Here is a 23,695-nt window from a genome sequence, read left to right on the forward strand (position 1 = left end):
ATCCGGATCCTCCGGACGCCGAGCGGGCCCGCGCGTCCCGGCACGCGGCCGCCGGCACGGGAGAGGAGGCGGCGGCCGATGACTCGGACACCTCCCACGACGGTGACTCGGGACCGGCTGTGGCGCTGGCGGCGCAACCCACTGCGCCGGCACAGCGACATCGTCGAGGGCTGGGTCGTGCTCGCCACCTGGTTCCTCGCCCTGCTGGGCGCGGCCCTCGGGGGCTGGGCGGCGGCCCACTCCGTGGACTCGACGCTGACCGCACGGCGGGCCGAGGTGCGCGCCGTCTCCGCGGTCCTCACCGACGGCGCGGCGAAGACCTCACCCGCCGGCAGCGGCTACGACGACGGCCGGGTCTGGGCCACGGCCCGCTGGACGGGCCCGGACGGCAAGGTGCACATGGACCGGACGAAGGTCCTGCCGGGCGCTCCGGCCGGAACCCAGGTCACTGTGTGGACGGACCGCACGGGCCGGGCGGTGCCCGCGCCCGCCTCCGCGGCCGAGGCCATGCTGCAGACGGTCCTGACCGGCGCCCTGGTCGCCCAGGTCACGGGCACGACGGTCTGGGCCGGCGGCTGGTTGGTCCGCAACGGGCTGGTGCGGCGCAGGCTGGCCGAATGGGACGAGGAGTGGAAGCGCGTCGGACCCGAGTGGCGCAACTTCAGCGGCGGCCGAGGCTGACCGCCCCGCCCCGCCCCTCCGCGCCGCCTCACCCGCCCGCTCCTCACGCCGCCCGCCCCTCGCCCCGTCCCCACCTCACCCCGTCCGCTCATCTCTCCGTCCGCTCCTCACCCGCGCAGCGCCTCGAACGCCTGCCGCGCGCCGATCCCGATCGCCAGATCGATGTCCGGTGCCTGCGCCGCCCGCCGGTCCGCCCGGGTGAGCGCGGCCACGGCCACCCGGGCCCCGGAGTCCGCTTCGACCACGCCGATCTCGTGCCGCAGATGCAGGAACGTGCCCGTCTTCCCGCTCAGCCGCAGACTGTCGGCGCGCAGTTCGCTCGCCAGCCGCTGGGTGAAGACCTGATGGCCCATCAGCCGCCGCAGTTCGGCCGTGGCGCGGGGCTGCGCCACCTCGTCGCGCCACACCCGCTGGAGCAGGCCGACCAGCGCCGTGGCGGTGCCGAGGTTGGCGTGCGCGGGGTCGAGCGTCTCGATGGTGTGCCGTCCCGTCCGCTCGTCGCGGACGGCCAGTTCCAGGGCGAGGGAGAAGTCGTCGCCGGCGGCACCGGCGGCGCACTCGTACATGTGGTTCATCCGGTGCCGTACCTGGATGCCGGCGCAGCCCCAGGCGCGCAGCCGGGCGTCGACGTCGGCCACCGGCACCAGGTCGAACAGCGCGTCGGCGGCGGCGTTGTCGCTCACCGAGAGCATGAGCAGGAGCAGGTCACCCACGGCCATCGTGACCGGGTGGCGGAACGCGGCGATGCCGGTGGGGCCGACACTGCTGGTGGCCGGGTCGACCGTCACCGGCAGCGCCGGGTCCAGGTCGCCGTCCGCGATCAGGTCCAGCACGACCAGCGCGAACGGCACCTTCACCACGGACGCGAGGGGAATCGGCTCCTCGGTGTCGAAGCCGAGCTGTGCGCCGGTGTCGATGTCGCGGGCGAGGAACGAGCCGCGGACGCCGAGCGCCGCCCAGTCCCGGGCGATCTCCTCGGCGACGTCCAGGAGGGGGCCGTCACCGCGGACCTGCGCCGGACGGTGCGCCGTGTCCCCGGTCATCCGCGTGCCGCCAGCCGCGACGTGGCGTCCGTGGACTCCGGCCGCCCAGCAGCGCGTACGGCGCTCTCGGCACCGGCCGCCGCCGCCAGCACCGCGGACAGCCACTCCGGCACGTCGCCGCTCGGCAGACGCGGGGTGCCCCCAACGTCGTAACCCCGGTGCAGCGAGGCGTCGGCCAGCGGCGCCCAGTCGGCCCCGTGCCGCCGTGCGAAGGGCTCGTCGCACAGCAGCATCGCCCGGCCGGCCAGTGTCTCGGCGAGCGCGGTGGCCGCCGGTCCGGCCGGCCGCACCAGCCGCTCGGACAGCCCGGAGCGGGCCACCGCGCGGCCCAGCCTGTCCCGCGCATCGGGCACTTCGTCCTCCGGCAGGGTCAGGATCGGCAGGGGAACGGTCCGTTCCCCGGTGGCGCCGCCGCGGCGCGGCCGCAGGTCCTCCAGGTGGATCGGACGCCCCCGGCCGGCGCGGGCGGCGGCGCGTGCCGGCCGCTCCGCGTCGAGGGGCCGCGGGCCGGCCAGGCCGAGTGACACCCGGTACGCGGCGTGCTCGGGCGGGACGCGCAGCAGCGCGTACGCGAGCGAGCCGTCCGCCAGCCGGCCGGCCCGCTCCTGGGGCGGCAGTTCGCGCACCCCGAGCGTGATGCCGCGTTCCGCCCCGGCCCGGATGACCCGTGCCAGCGCCGCCGGCGCACGGTCGGCGGGCACCCCGACGGCCCGGGCCTGGGCCTGCTGGGCCGACCGGGCGACCTGTTCGAGCCGCTGGGCCCGGTCCAGGACGTCCTGCGCGTAGGGGAGCAGCAGCATGCCCAGCTCCGTCGTCGCGACCTGCCGCCGGGAGCGGTCGAACAGCAGGCCGCCGAAGTGCGCCTCCAGCGTCTTGATACGGCGGCTCAGGAGCGGCTGCGCGATCCCGAGCCGGTCGGCCGCGCGCGAGAAGCTCGTCTCGTCCACGGTGGCGACATAGGCCTCGAGGTGTGCGAGCAGATCCATCCAGCAGTCATATCAATTGGGTATGGGATCTTCAAAGTTCACTCTTGGACATGAGTGGAGTCCTGCTGTTTCGCTGTCCCCGTCGACGAAGATCCACCAAGCCGACGCCCGATCACCGACGACCTGGGAGAACTCCGCACATGACCAGTGCTGCCCCGATGCCGCGCCGTCGCCTGTTCAAGGCCGGTATCGCACTCACCACCGCCGCCGCGGTGGCCCCCGCCCTGATCTCCGCCCCCGCCTCGGCGGCGGCACCGGACGCCCAACCGGATGAGCTACGGGCTCGGTTCAGCGAGCTGGAGCAGCGGTACGGCGCGCGGCTCGGTGTCCACGCCCGGAACGCGCGCACCGGCCGGACCGTGGCGTACCGGGCCGGGGAGCCGTTCGCGATGTGCTCCACGTTCAAGGCGTTCGCAGCCGCGGCCGTGCTGCGCGACCACGGTGACTGCGCACCGCTGGACAAGGTGATCCACTATCCGCCGCGCGACATCCTCGCCAACTCCCAGCAGTCCGAGGACCATCTGGCCACGGGGATGACGGTGGGCGACCTGTGTGCCGCCGCGATCCAGTACAGCGACAACACGGCGGGGAACCTGCTGCTGCGTCAGATCGGCGGTCCGGAGGGGCTCACCCGGTTCTTCCGGTCGCTCGGTGACCGGGTGAGCCGGCTCGACCGCTGGGAGACCGACCTGAACACCGCCGTCCCCGGCGACCCGCGTGACACCACCACGCCGGAAGCCCTCGGCAGCAGCTTTCAGCGGCTGACCCTCGGCCGGGCCCTGGCCCGCGCCGACCGCGAGCGGCTCGTCACCTGGCTGAAGGGCAACACCACCAGCGGCGAGCGGTTCGGCGCCGGACTGCCGCAGGACTGGGTCCTCGCGGACAAGACGGGCACCGGCGACTACGCGTCCGCCAACGACATCGGCGTCGCCTGGACGACCCGGGGGACACCCCTGCTGCTCACCGTGCTGTCCACGAAGGACACCAAGGACGCGCCCGTCGACAACCGGCTGATCCGCGATGCCGCCGCCGTGCTGGCCGAGGCTCTCGCACCTGGCGAGTAGAGCCGCTCGACCTGCTCTCAGGGCAGACGCAGCGCCGACGGACTGGTCCACGTATCTGAACACAAACCACGCACCAGACTGTTGACGCGCTCATGGCGGCCTCCCTACGGTTCGGGAGAAAGCGCTTTCTCCCGTGAATGGCGCCTGCGGTCCGGCAACTGCGCGGTCCCGCAGGCGCGTTCACTCACCGGAACCGCCGGCATCGCACCAAGGCTCCACGGCATCAAGGCACCGCACCCGCCCAGCCGACCCCCACCATCCTGGAGACAAGCCGATGCACCTGAGAGCAGCCATCGCCTGCGCCTGCCTGACCGCCGGCACGCTCGTCGCGCTGTCCGGCCCCACGGCGCAGGCCGCCACCACCCGCTACGAGGCGGAGAGTTCCCCCGCCTCCTGCACCGGCACCATCGACTCCGACTGGGCGGGATACTCCGGCAGCGGATTCTGCAACGGCACCAACGCCACCGGTGCCGCCGCCCAGTTCACGGTGAACGCCCCGAGCGCGGGCACCGCCACCCTCAAGGTGCGCTTCGCCAACGGCACCACCACGGCCCGGCCCGCCACCGTCACCGTGAGCGGGGCGACGGCCACCACGGTCACCTTCGAGGGCACCGGTGCCTGGAGTACCTGGGCGACGAAGACGCTGACCGTGCCGGTGAAGTCCGGCAGCAACGTCATCCGGTTCAGTCCGACCGCAGCCGACGGACTGCCCAACCTCGACTACCTCGACGTCGACGTGGCCGGGGACACCACCCCGCCCCCTTCGGGCTCCGTGCTGTACGTCTCCCCGAACGGCACCGACAGCGCGTCCGGCAGCCAGTCGAACCCGACCACCCTCACCTCCGCGATCAGCCGCGTCACCCCCGGCGGCACCATCTATCTGCGCGGCGGAACCTACGCCTACGCGCAGACGGTCACCGTGCCCGAGGGCGGCGACGGCACCTCGGGCGCCCGCACCACGCTGAGCGCCTATCCGGGGGAGACTCCGGTGCTCGACTTCAGTGCCCAGAACGAGAGTTCGTCCAATCGGGGCCTCCAGCTGAACGCCTCGTACTGGCATGTGTACGGCCTGGTCGTCGAGCACGCCGGCGACAACGGCGTCTATGTGGGCGGCAGTCACAACGTCATCGAGCGCACGGTGACGCGCTTCAACCGGGACACGGGTCTGCAGCTCGGGCGGATCGCCTCCAGCACCCCCAAGAGCCAGTGGCCGTCCGACAACCTCGTCGTGAGCGCCGAGTCGCACGACAACGCCGACTCCGACGGTGAGGACGCCGACGGCTTCGCGGCCAAGCTCACCGTCGGCACGGGCAACGTCTTCCGCTACGACGTCTCCCATCACAACATCGACGACGGCTGGGACCTCTACACCAAGACCGACACCGGCGCCATCGGCCCGGTGACCATCGAGAACTCCCTGTCCTACAGCAACGGCACCCTCTCCGACGGCACCGTGAACGCCAACGGCGACCGCAACGGCTACAAGCTCGGCGGCGACGACATCGCGGTCGACCACGTCGTCCGGCACAGCATCGCCTACCGCAACGGCCACCACGGGTTCACCTACAACAGCAACCCCGGCTCGATGCAGATCTCCAGCAACGTCGGCATCGACAACGCCGAACGCAACTACTCGTTCGACAAGGGCACTTCGGTGTTCCGGGCCAACACCTCGTGCCGCTTCTCCAGTGGCGGGTCCAACGACAAGGCGGTCGGCGACGCCGACAGCTCCAACCAGTTCTGGGCCGGCACCAACGGCTCCCGGTGCGCCTCCTACTCAGGCGCCCTCGGCTGGTCCTTCGCCTCGAACGGCAGCCTCGTGGTGACCTTCGGCGGCAAGGTCGTCACCCCGTAGCCGATCCGCGCGGGCATCCGTGCCGCGGGACGCCGTGCACCGGCGTCCCGCTCCGGCCCGCCAACCGCGATTTTCCACTACCGCAAGTAACGTGATGACCTTCTCCTCGGTTATACCAGTCAGTCAACTTCGCACGTCCGACGGGCGTGCTCCGCCCGGAGAAGTCCATGCCTTCTGAAGCCTTCGAGAACGCGCGCCTCACGTACGAGCACCACATGCGGACCTGCCGCCAGTGCCATGCCGACACCGTGCCCTGCGCGGTGTCCAAGCACCTGCTGCGGATCTGCAACAACGCCCGCAGGGAGCTGCTGCGCACCTCGGGTCACCGGGCCACCCAGGCCTGACCCACCGCCCGGCTTCCTGGCTCGGGCCGGGCGGACCAGAGTTTCCGCAGGCCGGGGGCTTTCGGCCGGGACGATCGGGGAACCCGGCCGGCTGTCCCGCCCGCCCGAGACGACGGAGGCCGACGTGACGGACAAGCAGAGTCCGCAGCCCGACCCGACCACCCGGCACCCCCGACCGGACTTCCCCTCCCAGGACCAGCCGCACCCCGGCTGGACCGGTCCGATGGACCCGCCGCCCGACCACGGCGAGGAGTCCTACCGGGGCGCCGACCGCCTGAGCGGCTTCAAGACCGTGATCACCGGCGGTGACTCCGGAATCGGCCGCGCGGTCGCACTGGCCTTCGCCCGCGAGGGCGCCGATGTGCTGTTCACCCACCTCGCCGACGAGGAGGACGACGCACGCGAGACCGCCCGGCTGGTCGAGGACGCGGGCCGCAAGGCGGTCGCCGTGTCCTGCGACATCAGGGAGGAGGAGGCCTGCCGCGCGTTGATCGGGCGGGCGGTCGACGAGTTCGGGCACATCGACGTCCTGGTGAACAACGCCGCCTACCAGATGTCCCAGCCGGACGGCATCGAGGCGATCAGCACCGAGCAGTTCGACCGGGTGCTGCGGACGAACCTGTACGGCATGTTCTGGCTCACCAAGTTCGCCCTGCCGCACATCCCGGCCGGGGGCAGCGTCATCAACACCACCTCGGTGCAGGCGTACAAGCCCAGTCCGCACCTGCTCGACTACGCCATGACCAAGGGTGCGATCGTCACCTTCACCCAGGGGCTGGCCCAGATGGTCGCCGAGCGCGGCATCCGGGTCAACGCGGTGGCGCCCGGCCCGGTGTGGACGCCCCTGATCCCGGCGACGCTGCCCGACACGGCCGAGTTCGGCAAGCAGAGCCCGCTCGGCCGCCCGGCCCAGCCCGCCGAACTCGCTCCGGCCTACGTCTATCTCGCCTCCGACCAGGCGAGCTTCGTCACGGCCGAGATCCTCAACGCGACCGGCGGCACCCCGCTGCCCTGACCCGAGTGCGACGGTCGGCCCCCCCGGCTACAGCGGGGGCTCCTCGGCGAGTTCCAGCAGCGAGCGGGCGCTCTCCGCCGTCAGGGGAGAGGCCTCGGCCGCGGACGGGAACAGACCGCCCCAGGCCCGGGCCCGCCCCAGGGCGCTCAGCCGCCAGGCGAGACGCACCGCCCGCCGGAGTTCCGCCGTCGTGCGGCCGGCTCCCGTCCACGGCTCCAGGTAGGCGTCGCGCAGCCGCGGCAGTACGCCCGGCCCGTACCGTTCGCAGGCCTTGCGGGCCGGGACCCGCAGGCTGCAGAACGGGTGGGATACGGCCGCGTCGCCCCAGTCGAAGAAGGTGAACCGGCCCGGCTCCGGGTTGAACAACTGGCCGTCGTGCAGATCGACATGGTCGAGCGAGTCGGGCACGCCCAGGGCCGCCAGCTCGGCGCACCAGTCCGCCAGCCGGGGCCTCAGTTCCGCCAGCCGGGTGCGATCGTCCGTCCGCAGCGCAGGGCTGCCGGCAACCAACTCGTCGAACACGTACGGCAGTTCCATGGTGCGGGCGCTCGGCACACCCAGCCGCTCGAGCTCCCGCGCGTGCGGGATCAGCGCGCACTGCATGCTCGCGTACTGGCGCAGCAGGTCCTCCCAGGCCTCCGGCCGTACCGGCTCCCGCTCGAGCACGTCCCGGAAGAGCGCGCCCCCGTCGGGCAGCAGCGACCAGCCGCGGGCGGCGTCGATCGCCAGCGGCGCCAGGACGTGCCGCGGCACCCAGCGGGCGAGCGCGGCGGTGAGCGCGCCCTCGAAACCACTGGCCGGCGGATTCGCCTTGAACCAGACGGTCTCCCCGCCCGCCATGGCCTTCCGGCCCGCCACGGGCACCCGTACCAGCACGGACCACGGCCGCAGCCGTACCCGCAGCCCGCCGGACACCCGCAATCTGTGGGCGGTGAGCCCGTCCTCCAGCCAGCCGAGGGCCGCGGACCGCCAGCTCCGCTGCTCCCAGGGGATCACCGTGTCCGGGTAGACGCCCCGGTCCACGGTCGGTGACGCAACATCTCGCATCCGGCCATCCCAGCATGGCGTATGCCATGCGGCCAGCGGTTTTCCGTGCCGGCGAGCGGCGGAGAGGGCAGGATTCGAACCTGCGTGGACCCCTCGCGGGGCCCGACCTCGAGACGTGCTCTTGGTCCCCGATCAACCACTCCGGGCACCTCTCCCTGTTTCCGGCCCGGTCTCCCGTGCCGTTCACATGCACTACGTTGCCAGGCCCCGCTGACCGCGCCCTGACGCCCCGCTGACACCCGGGTCGGTGCCGGGGGCTGAGACTGGTGGGCTCGCATGTAGAGGTGTCGCGTATTCGGCCGGTTCGTCGAGGCCGCCCCGTGTCGGGGTGGGGCTTGGCCTCCACGGTAATCAGCCGGACCACTGTGGCTGTCAGCCTCATGGTGGTTCTGGGGGTCGTAGGCGGTCAGTGCGCGCATGACCGGCTGGCCGCGCATGAAGCCGGCTCCACTCATCAGGCCCCTTGGAATCGACCGTCTAGGCTGGCGCGGTGACTGATGAGCGGGAGCGGGTGCAGCCGTCGGGAGTGTGGGCAACGGCGGTGGGCGTGGCCAGAGTACGGGCGCTGGAGACCGAGCGGGAGAACGCGCTGTTCCGCGACCCGCTGGCACAGGCCTTCGCCACCGCCGGCGGCCTGTGGCCCTCCTCGCCGCCGCTGCCCGATGACGAGGCCGCGCGACGCCGCCGGCTGGCCGTGTCGTTCTCCATCGTCATCAGGACGAGGTTCCTCGACGACCTGTTGCGGCAGGCCTCCGCGTCCGGGGTCCGGCAGGTAGTGCTGCTCGGCGCCGGCATGGACAGCAGGGCCTTCCGGATGGACTGGCCCGAGGGCACCCGGCTGTTCGAGGTCGACACCGCCGCCCCACTGGACTTCAAGGCTTCGGTGCTGCGCCAGGAGCGGGCCGTCGCGCGCTGCGAGCGGATCACCGTCGCGGTGGATCTGCGTGAGGACTGGCCAGGCGCGCTGGCCGCCGCGGGGCACGACCCGGCCGTGCCGACCGCGTGGATCGCCGAAGGACTGCTGATCTATCTGCCCGAGGATGCGGTGGAGCAACTGCTGGCCCGGATCAGCACGCAGTCGGCGGCAGGCAGTCGGATGGGGCTGACATTGGGCTCGCGCGGCGTGATCGAGCGCTTCGGCGTGGACGCCGCGCCGGGATCGGCGGCGTCCATGTGGATCTCGGAGATGCCCGACGACCCGGTGGGCTGGCTGGCCGGGCACGGCTGGGAGGCCGACAGCCACACTCTGCGCGAGCGCGCTGCCGCCTACGGCCGCCCGATCAGCACCCCGCCGCAGCGCGAGGAGCGGCCCGGTGGACTGATCTCGGCGGTCCGCCGGTAGAGCGCCTTCCGGTTCCCTGGATGATCGATTCCAAAGAGGTCTCCGAGGCGATGTGGGATCGGATCGAGGCGGTGGTGCCCCGCCACGAACTGGCCGCCGCGACCGCGCTGTTCGGGCTGATGCCACCCGGTACATGGACGCAGCCGTCACCAGCTCCGAGAGGACGGGTTGTGCTCTACCCAGGACGGCGGCATGCGCGTCCGGCTGCCCACGTCCTGAGCCCGGCCGGATCACGCCCCGGCTGCCTGCCGTCCCGTTCAGCGCACCGGGAAACCGAAGGAGTAGCCCTGCTGCTTCAGCCAGGGCAGCAGGGTCCGCAGGGCGGCCACGGTCTGCGAGCGGTCACCGCCGGCGTCGTGGAAGAGCAGGGTGGGGCCGTTGGGCAGTTCCCGCTGGACGGTGGCGACGATGGCCTCGGTGCCGGGCCGCTCGAAGTCCTTGGAGTCGACGTTCCAGCCGAGCGGCCGCATGCCGTGGGAGGCCGCGAGATGCCGGCTGTAGGGGGTGAAGGCACCGCCGGGGGCACGGTAGTACAGGGGGCGCACACCGCCGGACGCCTTGGTGATCTGGCGTTCGGCGGTGACGATCTGCTCCGACTGGTAGGACTGCGGCTTCTTGTCCATGGTGGTGTCGTGCGACACGGTGTGGTCGCACAGTCGGTGCCCGCCCGCCACCACCTGCTTGACCAGGTCCGGGTGGGCCTCGGCCTGGGGCCCGACCATGCAGAAGGTCGCCTTCACACCGTTGTCCCGCAGCACCTGAAGCACCTGCGGGGTCCAGGTCGGGTCCGGACCGTCGTCGATGGTGATGTTGACCGCGTGGTCGCCGCCGTCGGAGGCGTGCACGATGCCGGCGGACACGGGGGCCGTCTTCGGGGCGGCCGGCTTCGCCGCGGCCTGGTTCCCGCCGGCGGGGCCCGCCTGCGCGGTCCACACCGAGGTCGCGGCGGCCACCGCCGTCACCCCGACCGCCGCCGCGACCACCCGGCCGTACCATCCCCGCCCGCCGTGCCGTGCCATGTCCCGCCCCGTTCCTGCCGTGTTGGTGTCCCCGTGCACCTGACAGGACGGGCGGGAACGGCCCGAGGATCCCGCTGTTACCGATCAAGGACAATTCCGGGGTGCTTCCGGGACAACGAAGGAAGCCCCGGGACGGGAACGGCCGTCCGCCGCCCCGATCACCCCGGCCCGGCCCCGCCCTCGGGTCCGTCCGTGCATCCGTCAGACCGCGGACGGGCGGCGCGCGTACACCTCGATCTCGATCTTCATGCGGGGGTCGGCAAGACCGCACACGAGCATCGTCGCGGCGGGCCGCACCTCCCCGAAGCGCCCGCGCAGCACCGGCCAGCAGGGCTCGAAGTCGGCGCGTTCGGGCAGGAGATAGCGCACCCGCACCACATCGGGGAAGCCGCAGCCGGCCTCGGCCAGCGCGGCCTCTATGTTGCGCAGGCACTGCTCGGCCTGCTCCACCACGTCGTCGGAGATGGTCATCGTGGCGTAGTCGAACCCGGTCGTCCCGGACACATGCACCCAGTCGCCGTCCACCACGGCGCGGGCGTACCCGATCTGCTCCTCGAAGACGGAACCGCTGAGGATCGCACGTCGCATCGTCATGCGCGGCACGCTAAGAGACCTGCGCCGATCCGTCCAACACCGGCCTGGTCGCACGGAGTCCCGTCAGCGGCCGTAGCGGCGGTCCCGGTCGGCGTACGAACGCAGGGCGCGCAGCAGGTCGATCTGACGGAAAGCGGGCCACAGGACGTCGACGAAGTGCACCTCCGCGTAGGCGGACTGCCACAGCAGGAAGCCGGACAGCCGCTGTTCGCCCGAGGTCCGGATGATGAAGTCGGTGTCGTGACCGGCCGGCGAGTACAGGTTGTCGCTGATGTGTTCCAGGTCGAACTCCGCCGCCAGGTCCCGGGGATCGCCGCCGGCGCCGATGTGCTTGTCGAAGGCCGCCCTGACGGCGTCGACGATCTCCCGGCGGCCGCCGTAGCCCACGGCGACGTCGACCTTGAGCCCGCCCCGGCCGGTGGTGCCCGCCGCGGCCTCCTTCAGGACGCGGGCGGTGTTCCCGGGCAGCAGGTCCAGGGCGCCGATGATCTCGATCTCCCAGGGCTCCCCGGGAGCGCAGACCCGCTGGACGGTCTCCTCGATTATGGCGAGCAGCGGGCCGAGTTCGTCGGCCGGACGGTGGAGGTTGTCGTCGGACAGCATCCACAGCGTGACGTGCTTGATCCCGGCGTCGGTGCACCAGTGCAGGAAGTCCGTGACCTTGGCACCGCCGACGCGATAGCCCTCGCGGACGTCGCTGTGTCCCGCGCCCCGGGCCCAGCGCCGGTTGCCGTCCAGCATGATCGCCACGTGCCGCGGCCGGGGCAGGCCCTCCAGCTTGCGGTTCAGGCGCCGTACGTAGACCGCTTCCAACGCCGCACGCAAGGCCTTCATCGCCACACCGACATCCTTTCCCCGAGCCGTGTTACAGGGCGCAACGATAGTCCCACGTCCGCCGTCGGGACATGCGAAGCCCCGGCGTCCGCGTCCCCGGGGAGCCGCTACGCTGCGGGAGTGACCGGTCGACCGATGAGCCGCCGCGGCCTGCTGCGGGCCGCGGGCCTCGGTCCGGCCGCCGCCGTCGCCGGCTGCTCCGCGGACACCGGCCCCGAGCGGCGGCTCAGACTCGCGACGGGAGCGCCGGGCGGGCCGTACCACGCCTTCGGCCGGGCACTCGCCGCCGAGGCCGCCCGCAGTGACACCCGATGGCGCATCACCGCGCTCGGCACCGCGGCGAGCGTGGACAACCTGCGCATGCTCGCCCACGCTTCCGCCGACCTCGGCCTCGCCATGGCCGACGCCGCCGAGGACGCCGTCCGGGGCCGGCCGCCGTTCACCCGCCCGACCGGGGTGACCGCCCTCGCCCGCGTCTACGTCAACTACGCGCACCTCGTCGTGCCGGCCCGCGGCCCCGTGCGGTCGGTGCGGGACCTGGCGGGGCGGACCGTCGCCACGGGCGCGGCGGGTTCCGGCGGGCAGGTGCTGGCCGGCCGGCTGCTGCGGGTGTCGGGGCTGACCGGCGAACGGTCGGTGCGGCAGCGGCGGTTCGGGCTCGCCGCCTCGCTGGAGGCCCTGCGCACGGGCACGGTCGACGCCCTGATCTGGGCCGGCGGTGTCCCCACCCCGGCCCTGTCCGCCCTGGCCCGTGAACTGCCCCTGCGCTTCCTGCCGCTGGAGTCCGCCGCCGGGACCCTGCGCGACACCTACGGCCCCGTCTACACGACCGTCACCCTCCCGGCCGGCGTGTACGGGCTCACCGCACCGGTCGCCACCATCGGGGTGGGCAACTACCTGCTGGCCCGCCCCCGCGTGCCCCGGCAGGCCGCCGAGGAGGTGCTCCGCGTGGTGTTCGACCGGTGGCGGGTGCTGCTGAGGGGGGTGACCGCGGGCGCCCGGCTCGAACCCCGGTTCGCCGTCGCCACGGGTGACGTACCCCTGCATCCGGGGGCCGTGGCCTACTACCGCTCGGTCTACGGCTGACACGGGGTCGCGGCTCGTGCCGCCCGGCTCAGACGGCCGGCAGCCGCAACTCCACCACCAGGCCGTGCGGCTGGTTGCGGGACGTGCCGAGCAGCCCTCCGCTGAGCCGGGCGATCTCGTCGGCGATGGCCAGTCCGAGGCCGCTGCCGGGCACGTTCTGGTGCTCGGGAGCCCGTGCGAATCGCCGGGTGAGCAGGGGGAGCTGGTCGTCCGGTACGCCCGGCCCGTCGTCGGCGACGCGTACCACGGCCTCGCCGTCCACGAGCGTGGCCGCCACCAGGACGGCCCCGCCGGACGGGACGAACTTCACCGCGTTGTCCAGCGCGGCGTCCAGGATCCGGCCCACCGCGTCCGCCACCGCCCGCGCCCGCGGCCCCTCCGGTACGCAGGTGGCGCTCAGCGTCAGCCCCGAGGCCTCGAAGACGGGCTGCCACGCCGCCACCCGCTCACGCACGGCGCGCGACACGTCCTGCTCCGTCCGCCGCACCGCACCGGACTCCACACGCGCCAACGCGAGCAGTCCGTCCAGGAGTTCCTCCAGACGCTCCGCCTCGTCCAGGGCACGCGCGTGCTCCTTCCGGCCGGGGCCCGGCACCAGATGCGGCTCGACGTTCTCCAGTCGCAGGACCAGGGTCGCCAGCGGGTTGCGCAACTGGTGCGAGGCGTCCGCGACGAAGGCGCGCTGGCGCCCCAGGGAGTCGGCGACCGCCTCCGCCATGGCGTTGAAGTGCCGTCGCAGGCTCCGCAGTTCGGGCGGACCGGTGTCGGAGACGGCCCGCGTCTGCAGGCTGCCGGAGGCGAGACCGGCGACGGCCCGGTCGAGATCACGCACCGGGCGCATCAGCCAGCGGGTGATGCCGGCCGCGACCAGCGCGGCGGCCGCGAAGGCGGTGAGCGCCCCACCGGCGATGAGTGCCCAGCGCACGGTCACGTCCCGCCGGGCGGCCGTGGTCGGCACGGCCAGCAGCACCGCCCCGCTGACCCGCTCGTCCCGCCCCACCGGCTCGGCGAGCACCACCCGGTCCGGGCCCCAGGGCCGTACGGTGGGCAGCCGCTCGGTGGACCGGCCGGTCAGCGCCCGGCCCAGGATCTCGTCCGCCGAGGACGCGGAGACGCCCGTTCCCGCCCGCGCCAGGGTCCGCCCCGCGGAGTCCACCACGGTCACCGAGGCGCCGTACAGCCCGGCGTACCGGCGGATCTCGGTGGACAGTTCGGCGCGGTCGGCCGCGGTCCGTACCCGGTCGGCGAGATCGGCGAACCGTACCGCGTCGGAACGCCGCTGCAGCAGCAGATGCTCCGTGCGCCCACTCGCGTACGAGCCGGCCAGCGGCACGGACAGCAGCAGGGTCGCGGCCCCCATGAGCACCATCAGGACGGCGAGCAGTCTGCGCCTCATCGGCTCCCCGGCCCTGCCGCAGGACCGTCCGGCGCCCCCAGCCGGTACCCGAAGCCCCGCACCGTGCCCACCAGCCCGGCGCGGCCCGTCTTCGCGCGGATGCCCGCCACATGGACGTCCAGCGACCGGGAGGCGGCGAGGAAGGCGTCGCCCCAGACCCGGTCCAGGATCTCCTCCCGGGAGTGCACCTCGTCGGGCCGGGTCGCGAGCACCGCGAGCACGTCGAACTCCCGCCGGGTGAGGCGGACTTCCACGCCCGCGACGGTGACCGTACGGCCCGCGACGTCGATCTCCACGTCCCCGGCGCGCACGGAACGCCCCCCGGTGCCGGCGTGGGACGGCGTCGCCCCGGTGCGGCGGCGCACGGTGTCGATCCGGGCCATCAGCTCGTTCATCCGGAACGGCTTGACCACGTAGTCGTCGGCGCCGGCCCGCAGCCCCTGCACGATGTCACGTTCCTCGCAGCGGGCCGTCACCACGATCAGCGGCGCGTCGCACACCGTGCGCAGCCGGCGCAGCAGCTCCAGCCCGTCCAGGTCGGGCAGTCCGAGGTCGAGCAGTACGAACTGGGCCTCGTGGACGTGCCGCAGTGCGTCCAGGGCCCGGGCGGCCCGGCGCACGGTGTGCCCGCGCTGGGCGAGGGCCGTGGCCAGCGCCTGGGCCATCCGGTCGTCGTCCTCGACGAGCAGCGCGTGCATGCGGAAGTCCTCGTGCCGTGGTGACCTGGGCGGCAGCTTACGCAGACGGCGCGGCCCAGGTCACCATCCAGGTCAGCGGACGGCCCGCGTCCGGGCGCGGTCGGGACCGGTGTCCGCGTCCGTCGCCGCCTCGGCGCGGCTGAGCGTGGCGTCGCGGGTGTCCCGCATCAGGACGTAGGTGACCAGCGAGACGAGCGCACAGCCCGACACGTACCAGAAGAAGAGCTTCTCGTGACCGCCGTCCTTGAACCACAGGGCCACGTACTCGGCCGTGCCGCCGAACAGCGCGTTGGCGATCGCGTACGGCAGGGCAACGCCGAGGGCGCGCACCCGGGTGGGGAACAGCTCCGCCTTCACGGCCGCGTTGATCGAGGTGTAGCCGGTGACGATCACCAGGGCCAGCAGGGAGAGACCCAGCGCCGGCCAGTAGGAGGACGCCGAGCCGAGCGCGGTCATGATGGGGTACGTGCCCACCGTGCAGCCCACCGCGAAGGTGATCAGCAGCGGTCGGCGCCCGATCCGGTCGGACAGCGCCCCGGCGAGCGGCTGGAGCAGCGCGAAGGCGGCGAGCGCGGTGAAACTCACCAGCGTGGCGGTGGACTTGGCCATGCCGGCGCTGCCGATCAGATACTTGGTGAGATACGTGGTGTACGTGTAGTACGCCACCGTGCCGCCCAGGGTGAGCGCCATGACGAGGCCGGCCTCGCGGCGGTGCTGCCACAGCGCGGCGAGCGTGCCGCGCGCGCTGTCCGGGCCCGCGTCCGCACCGGACTCCTCGGTGAAGGCCGCCGTCTCCGTCAGCCGCCGCCGCAGCCAGTACACCAGCAGGGAGAACAGCGCACCGAGCGCGAACGGGATCCGCCAGCCCCAGCTCTCCAGCTGAGCGGTGGTCAGCGTGTGCTGCAGCGTGATCAGTACGGCGAGACCGAGGAGCTGACCGCAGGTCATCGACACGTACTGGAACGAGGAGCCGAGGCCGCGCCGGTTCCGGGCCGACGCCTCGGTCAGATACGTGGCGCTGGCGGCGTACTCGCCCCCGATGCTCAGGCCCTGCAGCAGCCGTGCCAGCAGCAGCACCACGGCGCCGAGGTAGCCCGCCCGGCCGTAGGTGGGCGCGAGGGCGATGAGCAGCGCGGCCACCGACATCAGGGTGACGGTGAGGGTGAGCGCGCTCTTGCGGCCGTGCCGGTCCGCCGCCCGCCCGAGGATCCACCCGCCCACCGGGCGCATCAGGAAGCCGACGGCGAAGATGCCGGCCGTGTTCAGCAGCTTGGTGGTCGGGTCGTCGCCGGGGAAGAACGAGTCGGCGAAGTAGATCGCGAAGCTCGCGTAGACGAACCAGTCGTACCACTCCACGAGGTTGCCCAGGGACCCGCCGACGAGGGCGAGGCGGCGGCTGCCGGGGGAGTGGCCCGGGGGCGTTCCGGGCACGGCGGCGGAGGATGACATGGCGGCTCCAGGTGGGGAATTCCGGTGGGGACCGGGGAGCGGGGCGGGTGCCCCCGGGACCTGAACGCGCCCGAGCATGCGGGCGCCCGCCACCTCCGGACAAGGACCGGCGCGCAGATCTAACATGCCGCTAAGAAAGCGGCCCCGCGGGCCCGGACCGGGGGGAGCACCCGCTGCCCGGCGGGGACCGGGCGGCGCCCGGCCCCCGCGGGACCCCGAGTTCACAGGGTCAGGTACAGCCGCGTGCCCCGGGGCCGGAAGCCGACCCGTTCGTACACGCGGCGGGAGCCCTCGCCGGAGTACTCCAGCCACACGGACGACGTGCCACGGGCGAACGTGTCCCCGGCCAGGGCCGCGGTGACGGCGGCCGCGATGCCCCGGCCCCGGTACGCGGGCCGGGTGCCGACGCCCGCCAGTTCCGCGGTGTCCTCGGCGGGCGCGGAGCAGAGGGCGCCGCCGGCGCAGGTGCCGTCGGCCGCGCGCACGAAGCGGACGGCGCCGCCCTGCTCCGCGGTGCGCCGCAGCCGGGCCGCGCCCGCCTCGGAGGGGCCGAACTCGCCCGCGAACGCCTCGGACAGCGCGGTGTCGATCGCCCGGTAGTCCTCGTCGGTGCGCGGCGCCCGGACGGCGGGGATCCCGTCCGGCCCGTCGCCGTCCGCCGGTACCACCAGGGTCGCGGGGGTGCAGACCAGGTACTCGTGGACCGCCTCGGTGCGGAAGCCCGCCCGGCGCAGCGCGGGTTCGACGGCGGGCGCGGCGTCCGGGGCGAACTCGAGGCGGGGCCGCAGACCGCGTTCGCGGAACGCCCGGATCAGGGCGGTGACGTCCCGGTCGGCCGGCTCGGCACCGGGGAACGGGGTCGCGTAGTTGACGTACGGGCTGTCCGTCGCGGGATCGAAACCCGCGACGAAGCCGCCGGCTTCGACCGGCGTCGGACGGCGGAGCAGATGGGCGACGGCGAAGTTCTGCACGTTGTCGTGCACGATGATGGGGACCTCACGGTGAAGGGCAGCCGTCAAGGCTGCGGGAACGGCCGTGGCCGGGAACACGGGACACGCGTGGGGCCGCCGTGAGGAGACGCGAGGGCACCGGTCGCCGCCGTGGTGGCGGGCGGTGTCAGTGCCGACGGCGGCCGCTGTGGGACGCCGCGATCAATGGCTTCAGTCCTTCGCCGTGCAGAAGTGCGCGTGGATCAACTCGGCGGATGCTGCCACACGTTGGCGGAGCCGCACAAGCGGAGGCCCGCCTGCTTCGGGCTCCCTCACAGCCGGACCACGATCAGGGCGATGTCGTCGCGGCCGCCGCTGGCCACACCGAGTTTGGTCAGCAGCGTGTCGGCGAGCCGCTCGGCGCCCAGGCTCTGGCACTCCGCCAGCGCGCGCATCAGCCGGTCGAGGCTGATGTCGATGTCCTCCTTGCGGCGTTCGATGAGCCCGTCGGTGTACAGCACCAGGGTGTCGCCGGGCGCGTACTGGATGCTGGCCTGCGGCCGCGGCACGTGCATCGGCCGTGTGCCCAGGGGCGGGTCGGTGGCCCGGTCCAGCAGCTCCATGCGGCCGTCCGGGTGAGCCAGCACCGGCGGCGGGTGGCCGGCGCAGCTGTAGGTGATCAGATGGCTGCGCCGGTCGACGATCGCCTTGAACGCCGTCGTGCCCAGGGCTCCCTCGATCGAGCGGGCGTACAGCCCCAGGACCTCCAGGGCCTGCGCGGGCCGCTCCAGGGCCCGGATGGCCGCCGACAGCGCGCTGCGCAGCATGCCCATCACGGCGGCGGCCTCCAGGCCGTGCCCGATGACGTCGCCGACCGCCAGGGCGAGCTGGTCCGGCGGGATGTCGACCACGTCGTACCAGTCGCCGCACACGTTCAGCGAGCCGATCGCGGGCAGATAGCGCACCGCCACGTCGTGCGGATGGTGGGCCAGGTCGGGGGCGTGCAGCATGGCCTCCTGCAACGTGACCGCGACCTCCCGTTCCCTGGTGTTGGCCTGCCGCAGCTCCTCGTTCAGCCGCTGCAGCTCCCGCGCCCGGGCGTACAGCTCCGCCTCCAGCGTCTGGGCGGCCTCCAGACGCTGCCCGACCCGGACCCCGGTGGGGTTGCCGGCCTGATGGGCCTTGACGAACGCGGTCACGTCCTCCACCCGGTGGATGATCCACGCCACCTGCCCGTGCGGCCCCATGACCGGGGTGTTCACCGGGGACCACCAGCGCTCCTCGAACTCTCCGGGCCGGCGCACGACGGGGATGTCGTACTTCTGCAGCGCCATCGTGTCCGGCTCGCGGCTGGACAGGACCCGGTGCAGGGAGGCGTTGAGATTCCGTGTCCCGTCGGCCTCCGGGTCGTTCGGGTTGTCCGGGAACGCCTGGAAGACGTGCTGCCCGATCAGGTCGTCGCGGGTCCGCCCGGTCGCCTCCAGATACGCCCGGTTGACGTCCACGATCACCAGATCCGGGCCCAGGACGAGGTACGGGCTCGGGGTGGCGGCGAACAGCGCCGCGTGATCGACCTCCGCCGGCATCCTCCGCTCCCTGCTCCACTGGTGGCCTGCACACCAAGGCTGCACCAGCCGGACGCGTCCCGCTCTCCCAGCGGCGCCCGGACACGACCGCGGCGCGGGCCGTGTCCGGCCCGCGCCGCGGTCGTACCGTGCGGGTGTCCGCGCCGTGAGGCGCGTCAGACGGCGGGCTGGACGGCCTCCACCTCGGGCTGCTGGGCGGCGTGGGCACGGCCCGGCAGCGTGAGCACGGCCAGGAAGCCGAGGACGGCCACGGCGGCGAAGAAGTAGAAGCCCCACGGGTGACCGACTCCGGAGGCGACCAGGGCGCCGGTGATCGACGGGCCGACGATCGACCCGATGCGGCCGATGCCGGAGGCCGAACCGAGGGCGGTGCCGCGGACGGCGGCCGGATAGTAGTTGGTCACATACGCGTAGACGAGCACCTGCGCCGAGAAGACGAACACACCCGTCAGGAAGACCACGGTGTCGAGCAGCAGATCGCTGTCCATCCTGATGCTGAGGCAGGCCAGCATCACCACCGAGACCGCGAACCAGCAGAGCGTGACCGGCTTGATGCCCCGCCGGTCGGCGACGAAGCCGCCCAGCACCAGCCCGACCACACCGCCGGCGTTGAGGATCAGGAGCTGGGTGACGGCCGTGGGGACGGGGTAGCCGGCCTCGTTCATCAGCTTGGGCAGCCAGGTGTTGAGGCCGTAGACCAGCAGCAGGCCCATGAAGGAGGCGACCCAGATGCCGATGCCCGCCCGCAGGTAGGCCGGCTTGAGCAGCTCGGTGAACGGCACGCGCTGGGTCCCGCCGGCCTTCTGTGCGCGCACGAACGCGTCCGACTCCGGCAGCCGGAACCACTGCACGACCGCGACGACGAGCCCGGCCGCGCCGAGGACGTAGAAGAGCACCTCCCAGTTGTCGGTCACCTGCAGGGCCAGCAGCGAGGTGATCACGGCACCGGTGTGGTAGCCGGTCATCGTCAGCGTGCTGGCGCGGGCCCGGCGCCGGGCGGGCATGTGCTCGGCCATCATGGTCAGCGACACCGGCATGCAGGCGCCGAGGCCCACACCGGCGATCAGCCGCAGCACGGCGAACATCGCCACGGAGGAGGCGAGCGGCACCAGCAGGGTGAAGACGGAGAACAGCACCACCGACCCGATGAGCAGCAGGCGCCGCCCGAGCCGGTCGGCCAGCGGGCCGACCAGGACCGCGCCGATGGCCACGCCCACCAGCGAGAGCGTGGCGATGGTGGTGGCGTCCCCGGCGGTGATGCCGAGGTGCTTGGTCTTGATCAGGGTCGGGATGATGGCGCCGAGGACGACGAGGTCGTACCCCTCGAGCATGACGGTGATCCAGCACAGGACCACCGTCCAGACGTTGCGGCCGGCGGCGCCGGTGCCCGCGGAGGTGTTGGACGCGTCGGACGCGTCGGAAGAGACGACGGATGTCATGGAGACATTCCCCCCAGAGCGGCTACGGGAGACGGAAGTGGGTGAGCGGAAGCCGGAGCGGTTGCGCGGAGATCCGGCGGAACGGGAACGCGGGAATCAGAACGGGTAGTCGGCGATGTCCGGCCGTACGGTGACCCACTGGGTCTCGGTGAAGGCCTCGATGTTGGCGGCGGCTCCGCCGAACCGGGACCCGGTGCCGGACGCCTTGACCCCGCCGAACGGGGCGTGGGGCTCGTCGGCGACGGTCTGTTCGTTGATGTGGATCTTGCCGGAGTCGATCCGGTCGGCGAGCTTCATCGCCGTGCCGACGTCACCGAGGATGCCGACGGACAGCCCGTACTCGCAGTCGTTGACGATCCGCGCGGCCTCCTCCGGCGTGGAGAAGCCGATGACGGGCGCCACGGGACCGAAGATCTCCTCGCGCCAGGCCGGCATGTCGGGGGTGAGGCCGGTCAGCACGGTGGCGCGGTATCCGGCGCCCACGATCTCGCCGCCCGCGGCCAGCTTCGCGCCCGCCGCGACGCTGTCGGTGACGATGCCGTGCACCCGCTCCAACTGCCGCCGGTCGATGATCGGGCCCAGCGCCACGTCCTCCCGGGCCGGGTCGCCCACGGGCAGCGCCTCCGCCTTCGCGGCGAGCACCGCCGAGTACTCCTCGAGCAGCGACTCGTGCACGATGTGGCGGCCGGTCGTCATGCAGATCTGCCCCTGGTGCAGATACGAGCCGAACGCGCCGGCGGAGGCCGCCTTGCGCACGTCGGCGCCCGGCAGCACCACCAGGGCGTTGTTCCCGCCGAGTTCGAGGTGGGCCCGCTTGAGCAGCCGGCCCGCCCGCTCGCCGATCGCCCGGCCGACCGGGGTGGAGCCGGTGAAGGAGACGACCCGCACCTCGGTCGCCTCGACGACGGCCTGGCCGACCGAGCCGTCGCCCGGAAGCAGGTGCAGCAGACCGGAGGGCAGCCCGGCCTCCTCGAAGACGCGGGCGATGACGACGCCACCGCTGACCGCGGTGCGCGGGTCCGGCTTCAGCAGGACCGCGTTGCCCAGGGCCAGCGCGGGCGCCACCGAGCGCAGGCCGAGGATGAGCGGGAAGTTGAACGGCGCGATCACGCTGACGACACCGGCCGGGCGGCGCCTGGCGAACGACCAGCGGGCCTCCTCCGAGGCCAGCACCTCGCCCTGCGGATGTGTCGGCAGCGCCGCGCACTCGAAGCACTCGCCCTGGGCGAGCCCCACCTCGAAGGCCGCCTTGGACCGTACCGAGCCGGCCTCCCGCACCAGCCAGTCCTCGATCTCGGCGGCGTGCTCGGTGAACAGCTCGCCCGCGCGGCGCAGCACGGCGGCCCGTTCCGCCGCGGGGGTGGCGGCCCAGGCCCGCTGGGCCTCGGCGGCGCGGGCGGCGGCCCGGCCGACGTCCTCGGGCGTGGCCAGGCCCACGGTGCCGAGCCGGTCACCGGTCGCGGGCTCGGTCACCGGCTGGTCGAGGGAGGCGTCCCGCCGGCCGTCGCTGAAGAGCTTCCTGCCCCAGACGGCGCTGTCCAGGAGTGTCATCGGTTTCCCTTCCGCCACCGTCGGGTGGCGAGTTGTCTGAGAGGGGGGCGTGCCAGGAGGGTGGTCAGGACGGCGTGGTGAGCGCCGTGTCGACCTGGACGAGCCGGGGTCCGTCCGGGCGCTCGGCCAGCACGGCCCGCAGTTCGTCCACGCCGCCGACGTGCCGGCCGGGCACCCCGTAGCCCTCCGCGATACGGGTGAAGTCCAGACCCGGGATGTCCAGGCCCGGCGCGTCCGGCACGCCGAGGAGACCGCTGAACCAGCGCAGCGCCCCGTACGTCCCGTTGCGCAGCAGCACCACGGTGAGCGGAACCCGGTGCCGCGCGGCGGTCCACAGGGCGGTGATGCCGTAGTTGGCCGAGCCGTCCCCGATCACGCCGACGACCGGCCGGCCGGGCTGGGCCATGGCGACCCCGACCGCGCCGGGCAGCCCGAAACCGAGGCCGCCGGCCGCCGGGAAGTAGTACGAGCCCGGCTCGCGCAGGTCCATCTGGCGCCACCACGCGGAGTTCGTCGAAGTCGACTCCACGACGTAGGCGGTGTCGCCGGGCTGCTCGTCCCGCAGGGCCGCGAACACCTGCTCGGGGTGCAGGCGCGGTGCCTCGGCGGACGCCGGGGCGGGCACCGGCCGGAACTCGCCCGTGGGCGCCGCCGGCGCGTCCAGCTCCTTCAGCAGCAGCTCGATCACCGCCGCCGGGTCGGCCACCAGCGCCTCGCCCATCGGGGCCCGCGCGGCGGCAGCGGCGTCCTCGGTCACCTGGATCAGCCGGGTGCCCTCCGGCAGGTACCGGCCGGGAAGGTACTCGTGGTACCGGAACACCGGGGCGCCGAGCACCAGCACCAGATCGTGGCCCTCGAACGCCCGGGAGACCGGTTCGATACCGGCCGGCAGCACACCGCGGAACAGCGGATGGCGGTTGGGGAAGGGCAGCCGGAACTGCGACGGCGCCGCCCACACCGGACCGCCCAGCCGCTCGGCGAGGCGCACCGCGTCGTGGAACAGCCCGGCCGAGTCGATGTCCCCGCCCAGCACCAGCGCGGGCCGCCGCGCCGCGGCGACCTGCTCGGCCAGCCGGCGTCCCTGCTCCCCGCCGGGCACACCCGCGCGCTCCACCTGCCGGTCCAGCACGGCCAGGGAGTTCTCGCCCGCGTCGGCCGCCCAGTCGTCGTACGGCACGGAGAGGTAGGTGGGCCGGCGCTGCAACCGGGCCTCGAAGACCGCCTGGGCGAGCGCGCGCGGTACGTCCTGCGCGCACGCCGGCTCGGCGGCCCAGCCGACCAGCGGCCGCATCAGCGCGGGGGCGTCGACGTTGGCGAGGTTGGCCTCCGGTCCGATGGCCGGCCGCACCTGCTGACCGGCCACGACCACCAGGGGCGTGCGCGAGGCCACCGCGTTCGTCAGCGCGCCCATGGCGTTGCCGGAGCCGGACGCGGCGTGCAGGTTGACCAGGACGGGACGGCCGGTCGCCTGGGCGTAGCCGTCGGCCATGCCCACCACGGCCCCCTCGTGCAGACCGAGGACGTAGCGGAACCCGTCCGGCAGGTCGGCGAGGAAGGGCAGCTCGTTGGAGCCGGGGTTGCCGAAGACGGTGGTGAGCCCCTGACGCCGCAGGAACTCATGGGAGACATGACGCACGGATGGCACGGGTGCTTTTCCCTTCGGAAGTGACGCAGCACACGGTATGGAGCCCGCGACATGGTCACCAATAGATGTTGCCCGGCCCCGATATAGACTCC

Annotated in this window: 21 protein-coding genes and 1 pseudogene; 7 read left to right on the top strand and 15 right to left on the bottom strand. The window is 73.2% G+C overall.

Annotation, left to right across the window (positions count from 1 at the left end):
- Nucleotides 1-78 precede the first annotated feature (78 nt).
- Nucleotides 79-681 (top strand): hypothetical protein, encoded by a 603-nt coding sequence (locus ACFVVO_RS23025; protein WP_390057458.1) that lies wholly within the window; start codon nt 79-81, stop codon nt 679-681.
- Nucleotides 682-788: 107 nt separating this feature from the next.
- On the opposite strand, the gene ACFVVO_RS23030 is transcribed toward ACFVVO_RS23025, so the two are convergent.
- Nucleotides 789-1,724, bottom strand: a complete 936-nt coding sequence (locus tag ACFVVO_RS23030; protein WP_390057459.1) for a serine hydrolase — start codon at nt 1,722-1,724, stop codon at nt 789-791.
- Entirely contained in the window at nt 1,721-2,710 is a 990-nt protein-coding gene (locus ACFVVO_RS23035) for a LysR family transcriptional regulator (protein ID WP_390057460.1), read from the bottom strand. The genes ACFVVO_RS23030 and ACFVVO_RS23035 overlap by 4 nt, the downstream gene beginning before the upstream one ends.
- A 140-nt stretch (nt 2,711-2,850) precedes the next feature.
- Between ACFVVO_RS23035 and bla the strand changes: the two genes are divergently transcribed.
- The 4 genes from bla (at nt 2,851) to ACFVVO_RS23055 (ending at nt 6,988) form a co-directional block, all read left to right on the top strand.
- Nucleotides 2,851-3,774, top strand: a complete 924-nt coding sequence (gene bla / locus ACFVVO_RS23040; protein ID WP_390057461.1) for a class A beta-lactamase — start codon at nt 2,851-2,853, stop codon at nt 3,772-3,774.
- Nucleotides 3,775-4,048: 274 nt separating this feature from the next.
- A complete protein-coding gene (locus tag ACFVVO_RS23045; RefSeq protein WP_390057462.1) occupies nt 4,049-5,629 on the top strand; it encodes a carbohydrate-binding protein in 1,581 nt (526 codons plus the stop codon).
- A 167-nt stretch (nt 5,630-5,796) separates the two neighbouring features.
- The gene (locus ACFVVO_RS23050; RefSeq protein ID WP_390057463.1) at nt 5,797-5,973 is read left to right on the top strand and encodes a hypothetical protein; all 177 of its coding nucleotides are present in this window, start codon (nt 5,797-5,799) and stop codon (nt 5,971-5,973) included.
- Between the two features lie 124 nt (nt 5,974-6,097).
- Nucleotides 6,098-6,988 carry an SDR family oxidoreductase gene (locus ACFVVO_RS23055; protein WP_390057464.1) on the top strand — a complete coding sequence of 297 codons (891 nt, stop codon included), beginning with the start codon at nt 6,098-6,100 and terminating at the stop codon, nt 6,986-6,988.
- 27 nt (nt 6,989-7,015) lie between these two features.
- Here ACFVVO_RS23055 and ACFVVO_RS23060 read toward each other — a convergent pair whose 3' ends face one another.
- Both ACFVVO_RS23060 and ACFVVO_RS23065 read right to left on the bottom strand, forming a co-directional pair.
- Nucleotides 7,016-8,035, bottom strand: coding sequence for a phosphotransferase (locus ACFVVO_RS23060; RefSeq protein ID WP_390057465.1), 1,020 nt, complete (start codon nt 8,033-8,035; stop codon nt 7,016-7,018).
- A gap of 59 nt (nt 8,036-8,094) precedes the next feature.
- Nucleotides 8,095-8,190: pseudogene (locus ACFVVO_RS23065) on the bottom strand.
- A 371-nt stretch (nt 8,191-8,561) separates the two neighbouring features.
- On the opposite strand from ACFVVO_RS23065, the gene ACFVVO_RS23070 reads away from it, so the two are divergent.
- Nucleotides 8,562-9,377 (top strand): class I SAM-dependent methyltransferase, encoded by an 816-nt coding sequence (locus tag ACFVVO_RS23070; protein WP_390057738.1) that lies wholly within the window; start codon nt 8,562-8,564, stop codon nt 9,375-9,377.
- Nucleotides 9,378-9,634: 257 nt separating this feature from the next.
- Here ACFVVO_RS23070 and ACFVVO_RS23075 read toward each other — a convergent pair whose 3' ends face one another.
- The 3 genes from ACFVVO_RS23075 to ACFVVO_RS23085 all read right to left on the bottom strand — a co-directional run bounded on the left by ACFVVO_RS23075 (nt 9,635) and on the right by ACFVVO_RS23085 (nt 11,824).
- Nucleotides 9,635-10,396, bottom strand: coding sequence for a polysaccharide deacetylase family protein (locus ACFVVO_RS23075; protein WP_390057466.1), 762 nt, complete (start codon nt 10,394-10,396; stop codon nt 9,635-9,637).
- Nucleotides 10,397-10,597: 201 nt separating this feature from the next.
- Nucleotides 10,598-10,990 carry a RidA family protein gene (locus ACFVVO_RS23080; protein ID WP_390057467.1) on the bottom strand — a complete coding sequence of 131 codons (393 nt, stop codon included), beginning with the start codon at nt 10,988-10,990 and terminating at the stop codon, nt 10,598-10,600.
- A gap of 63 nt (nt 10,991-11,053) precedes the next feature.
- Nucleotides 11,054-11,824, bottom strand: a complete 771-nt coding sequence (locus tag ACFVVO_RS23085) for an isoprenyl transferase (protein WP_390057739.1) — start codon at nt 11,822-11,824, stop codon at nt 11,054-11,056.
- Between the two features lie 120 nt (nt 11,825-11,944).
- On the opposite strand from ACFVVO_RS23085, the gene ACFVVO_RS23090 reads away from it, so the two are divergent.
- Nucleotides 11,945-12,910, top strand: coding sequence for a TAXI family TRAP transporter solute-binding subunit (locus ACFVVO_RS23090; protein WP_390057468.1), 966 nt, complete (start codon nt 11,945-11,947; stop codon nt 12,908-12,910).
- 28 nt (nt 12,911-12,938) lie between these two features.
- On the opposite strand, the gene ACFVVO_RS23095 is transcribed toward ACFVVO_RS23090, so the two are convergent.
- From ACFVVO_RS23095 to mdlC, 8 genes are all read right to left on the bottom strand, one after another.
- Nucleotides 12,939-14,306: an ATP-binding protein gene (locus tag ACFVVO_RS23095; RefSeq protein ID WP_390057469.1), complete on the bottom strand. Its 1,368-nt coding sequence runs from the start codon at nt 14,304-14,306 to the stop codon at nt 12,939-12,941.
- Nucleotides 14,303-15,004, bottom strand: coding sequence for a response regulator (locus ACFVVO_RS23100; RefSeq protein ID WP_390057470.1), 702 nt, complete (start codon nt 15,002-15,004; stop codon nt 14,303-14,305). Before ACFVVO_RS23100 ends, ACFVVO_RS23095 begins: the two co-directional genes overlap by 4 nt.
- 72 nt (nt 15,005-15,076) lie before the next feature.
- Nucleotides 15,077-16,453 (bottom strand): MFS transporter, encoded by a 1,377-nt coding sequence (locus tag ACFVVO_RS23105; protein WP_390057471.1) that lies wholly within the window; start codon nt 16,451-16,453, stop codon nt 15,077-15,079.
- A gap of 221 nt (nt 16,454-16,674) precedes the next feature.
- Nucleotides 16,675-17,436, bottom strand: a complete 762-nt coding sequence (locus ACFVVO_RS23110; protein WP_390057472.1) for a GNAT family N-acetyltransferase — start codon at nt 17,434-17,436, stop codon at nt 16,675-16,677.
- A 278-nt stretch (nt 17,437-17,714) separates the two neighbouring features.
- The gene (locus ACFVVO_RS23115) at nt 17,715-18,968 is read right to left on the bottom strand and encodes a PP2C family protein-serine/threonine phosphatase (RefSeq protein WP_390057473.1); all 1,254 of its coding nucleotides are present in this window, start codon (nt 18,966-18,968) and stop codon (nt 17,715-17,717) included.
- Nucleotides 18,969-19,123: 155 nt separating this feature from the next.
- A complete protein-coding gene (locus tag ACFVVO_RS23120; RefSeq protein WP_390057474.1) occupies nt 19,124-20,407 on the bottom strand; it encodes an MFS transporter in 1,284 nt (427 codons plus the stop codon).
- Between the two features lie 96 nt (nt 20,408-20,503).
- On the bottom strand, nt 20,504-21,958 hold the full coding sequence (locus tag ACFVVO_RS23125; protein ID WP_390057475.1) for a benzaldehyde dehydrogenase: 1,455 nt from the start codon (nt 21,956-21,958) through the stop codon (nt 20,504-20,506).
- Between the two features lie 64 nt (nt 21,959-22,022).
- The gene (mdlC, locus tag ACFVVO_RS23130; protein ID WP_390057476.1) at nt 22,023-23,603 is read right to left on the bottom strand and encodes a benzoylformate decarboxylase; all 1,581 of its coding nucleotides are present in this window, start codon (nt 23,601-23,603) and stop codon (nt 22,023-22,025) included.
- Nucleotides 23,604-23,695: the final 92 nt, after the last annotated feature.

Origin of the sequence: Streptomyces sp. NPDC058145, from assembly GCF_042884245.1 — a bacterium.
Lineage (GTDB): Bacteria > Actinomycetota > Actinomycetes > Streptomycetales > Streptomycetaceae > Streptomyces.

Coding starts and splice junctions, on each gene's coding strand:
- ACFVVO_RS23025 (WP_390057458.1), top strand. CDS start 79: ATGACTCGGACACCTCCCACGACGGTGACTCGGGACCGGCTGTGGCGC.
- ACFVVO_RS23030 (WP_390057459.1), bottom strand. CDS start 1,724: ATGACCGGGGACACGGCGCACCGTCCGGCGCAGGTCCGCGGTGACGGC.
- ACFVVO_RS23035 (WP_390057460.1), bottom strand. CDS start 2,710: ATGGATCTGCTCGCACACCTCGAGGCCTATGTCGCCACCGTGGACGAG.
- bla (WP_390057461.1), top strand. CDS start 2,851: ATGACCAGTGCTGCCCCGATGCCGCGCCGTCGCCTGTTCAAGGCCGGT.
- ACFVVO_RS23045 (WP_390057462.1), top strand. CDS start 4,049: ATGCACCTGAGAGCAGCCATCGCCTGCGCCTGCCTGACCGCCGGCACG.
- ACFVVO_RS23050 (WP_390057463.1), top strand. CDS start 5,797: ATGCCTTCTGAAGCCTTCGAGAACGCGCGCCTCACGTACGAGCACCAC.
- ACFVVO_RS23060 (WP_390057465.1), bottom strand. CDS start 8,035: ATGCGAGATGTTGCGTCACCGACCGTGGACCGGGGCGTCTACCCGGAC.
- ACFVVO_RS23075 (WP_390057466.1), bottom strand. CDS start 10,396: ATGGCACGGCACGGCGGGCGGGGATGGTACGGCCGGGTGGTCGCGGCG.
- ACFVVO_RS23080 (WP_390057467.1), bottom strand. CDS start 10,990: ATGACGATGCGACGTGCGATCCTCAGCGGTTCCGTCTTCGAGGAGCAG.
- ACFVVO_RS23085 (WP_390057739.1), bottom strand. CDS start 11,824: ATGAAGGCCTTGCGTGCGGCGTTGGAAGCGGTCTACGTACGGCGCCTG.
- ACFVVO_RS23095 (WP_390057469.1), bottom strand. CDS start 14,306: ATGAGGCGCAGACTGCTCGCCGTCCTGATGGTGCTCATGGGGGCCGCG.
- ACFVVO_RS23100 (WP_390057470.1), bottom strand. CDS start 15,004: ATGCACGCGCTGCTCGTCGAGGACGACGACCGGATGGCCCAGGCGCTG.
- ACFVVO_RS23105 (WP_390057471.1), bottom strand. CDS start 16,453: ATGTCATCCTCCGCCGCCGTGCCCGGAACGCCCCCGGGCCACTCCCCC.
- ACFVVO_RS23115 (WP_390057473.1), bottom strand. CDS start 18,968: ATGCCGGCGGAGGTCGATCACGCGGCGCTGTTCGCCGCCACCCCGAGC.
- ACFVVO_RS23120 (WP_390057474.1), bottom strand. CDS start 20,407: ATGACATCCGTCGTCTCTTCCGACGCGTCCGACGCGTCCAACACCTCC.
- ACFVVO_RS23125 (WP_390057475.1), bottom strand. CDS start 21,958: ATGACACTCCTGGACAGCGCCGTCTGGGGCAGGAAGCTCTTCAGCGAC.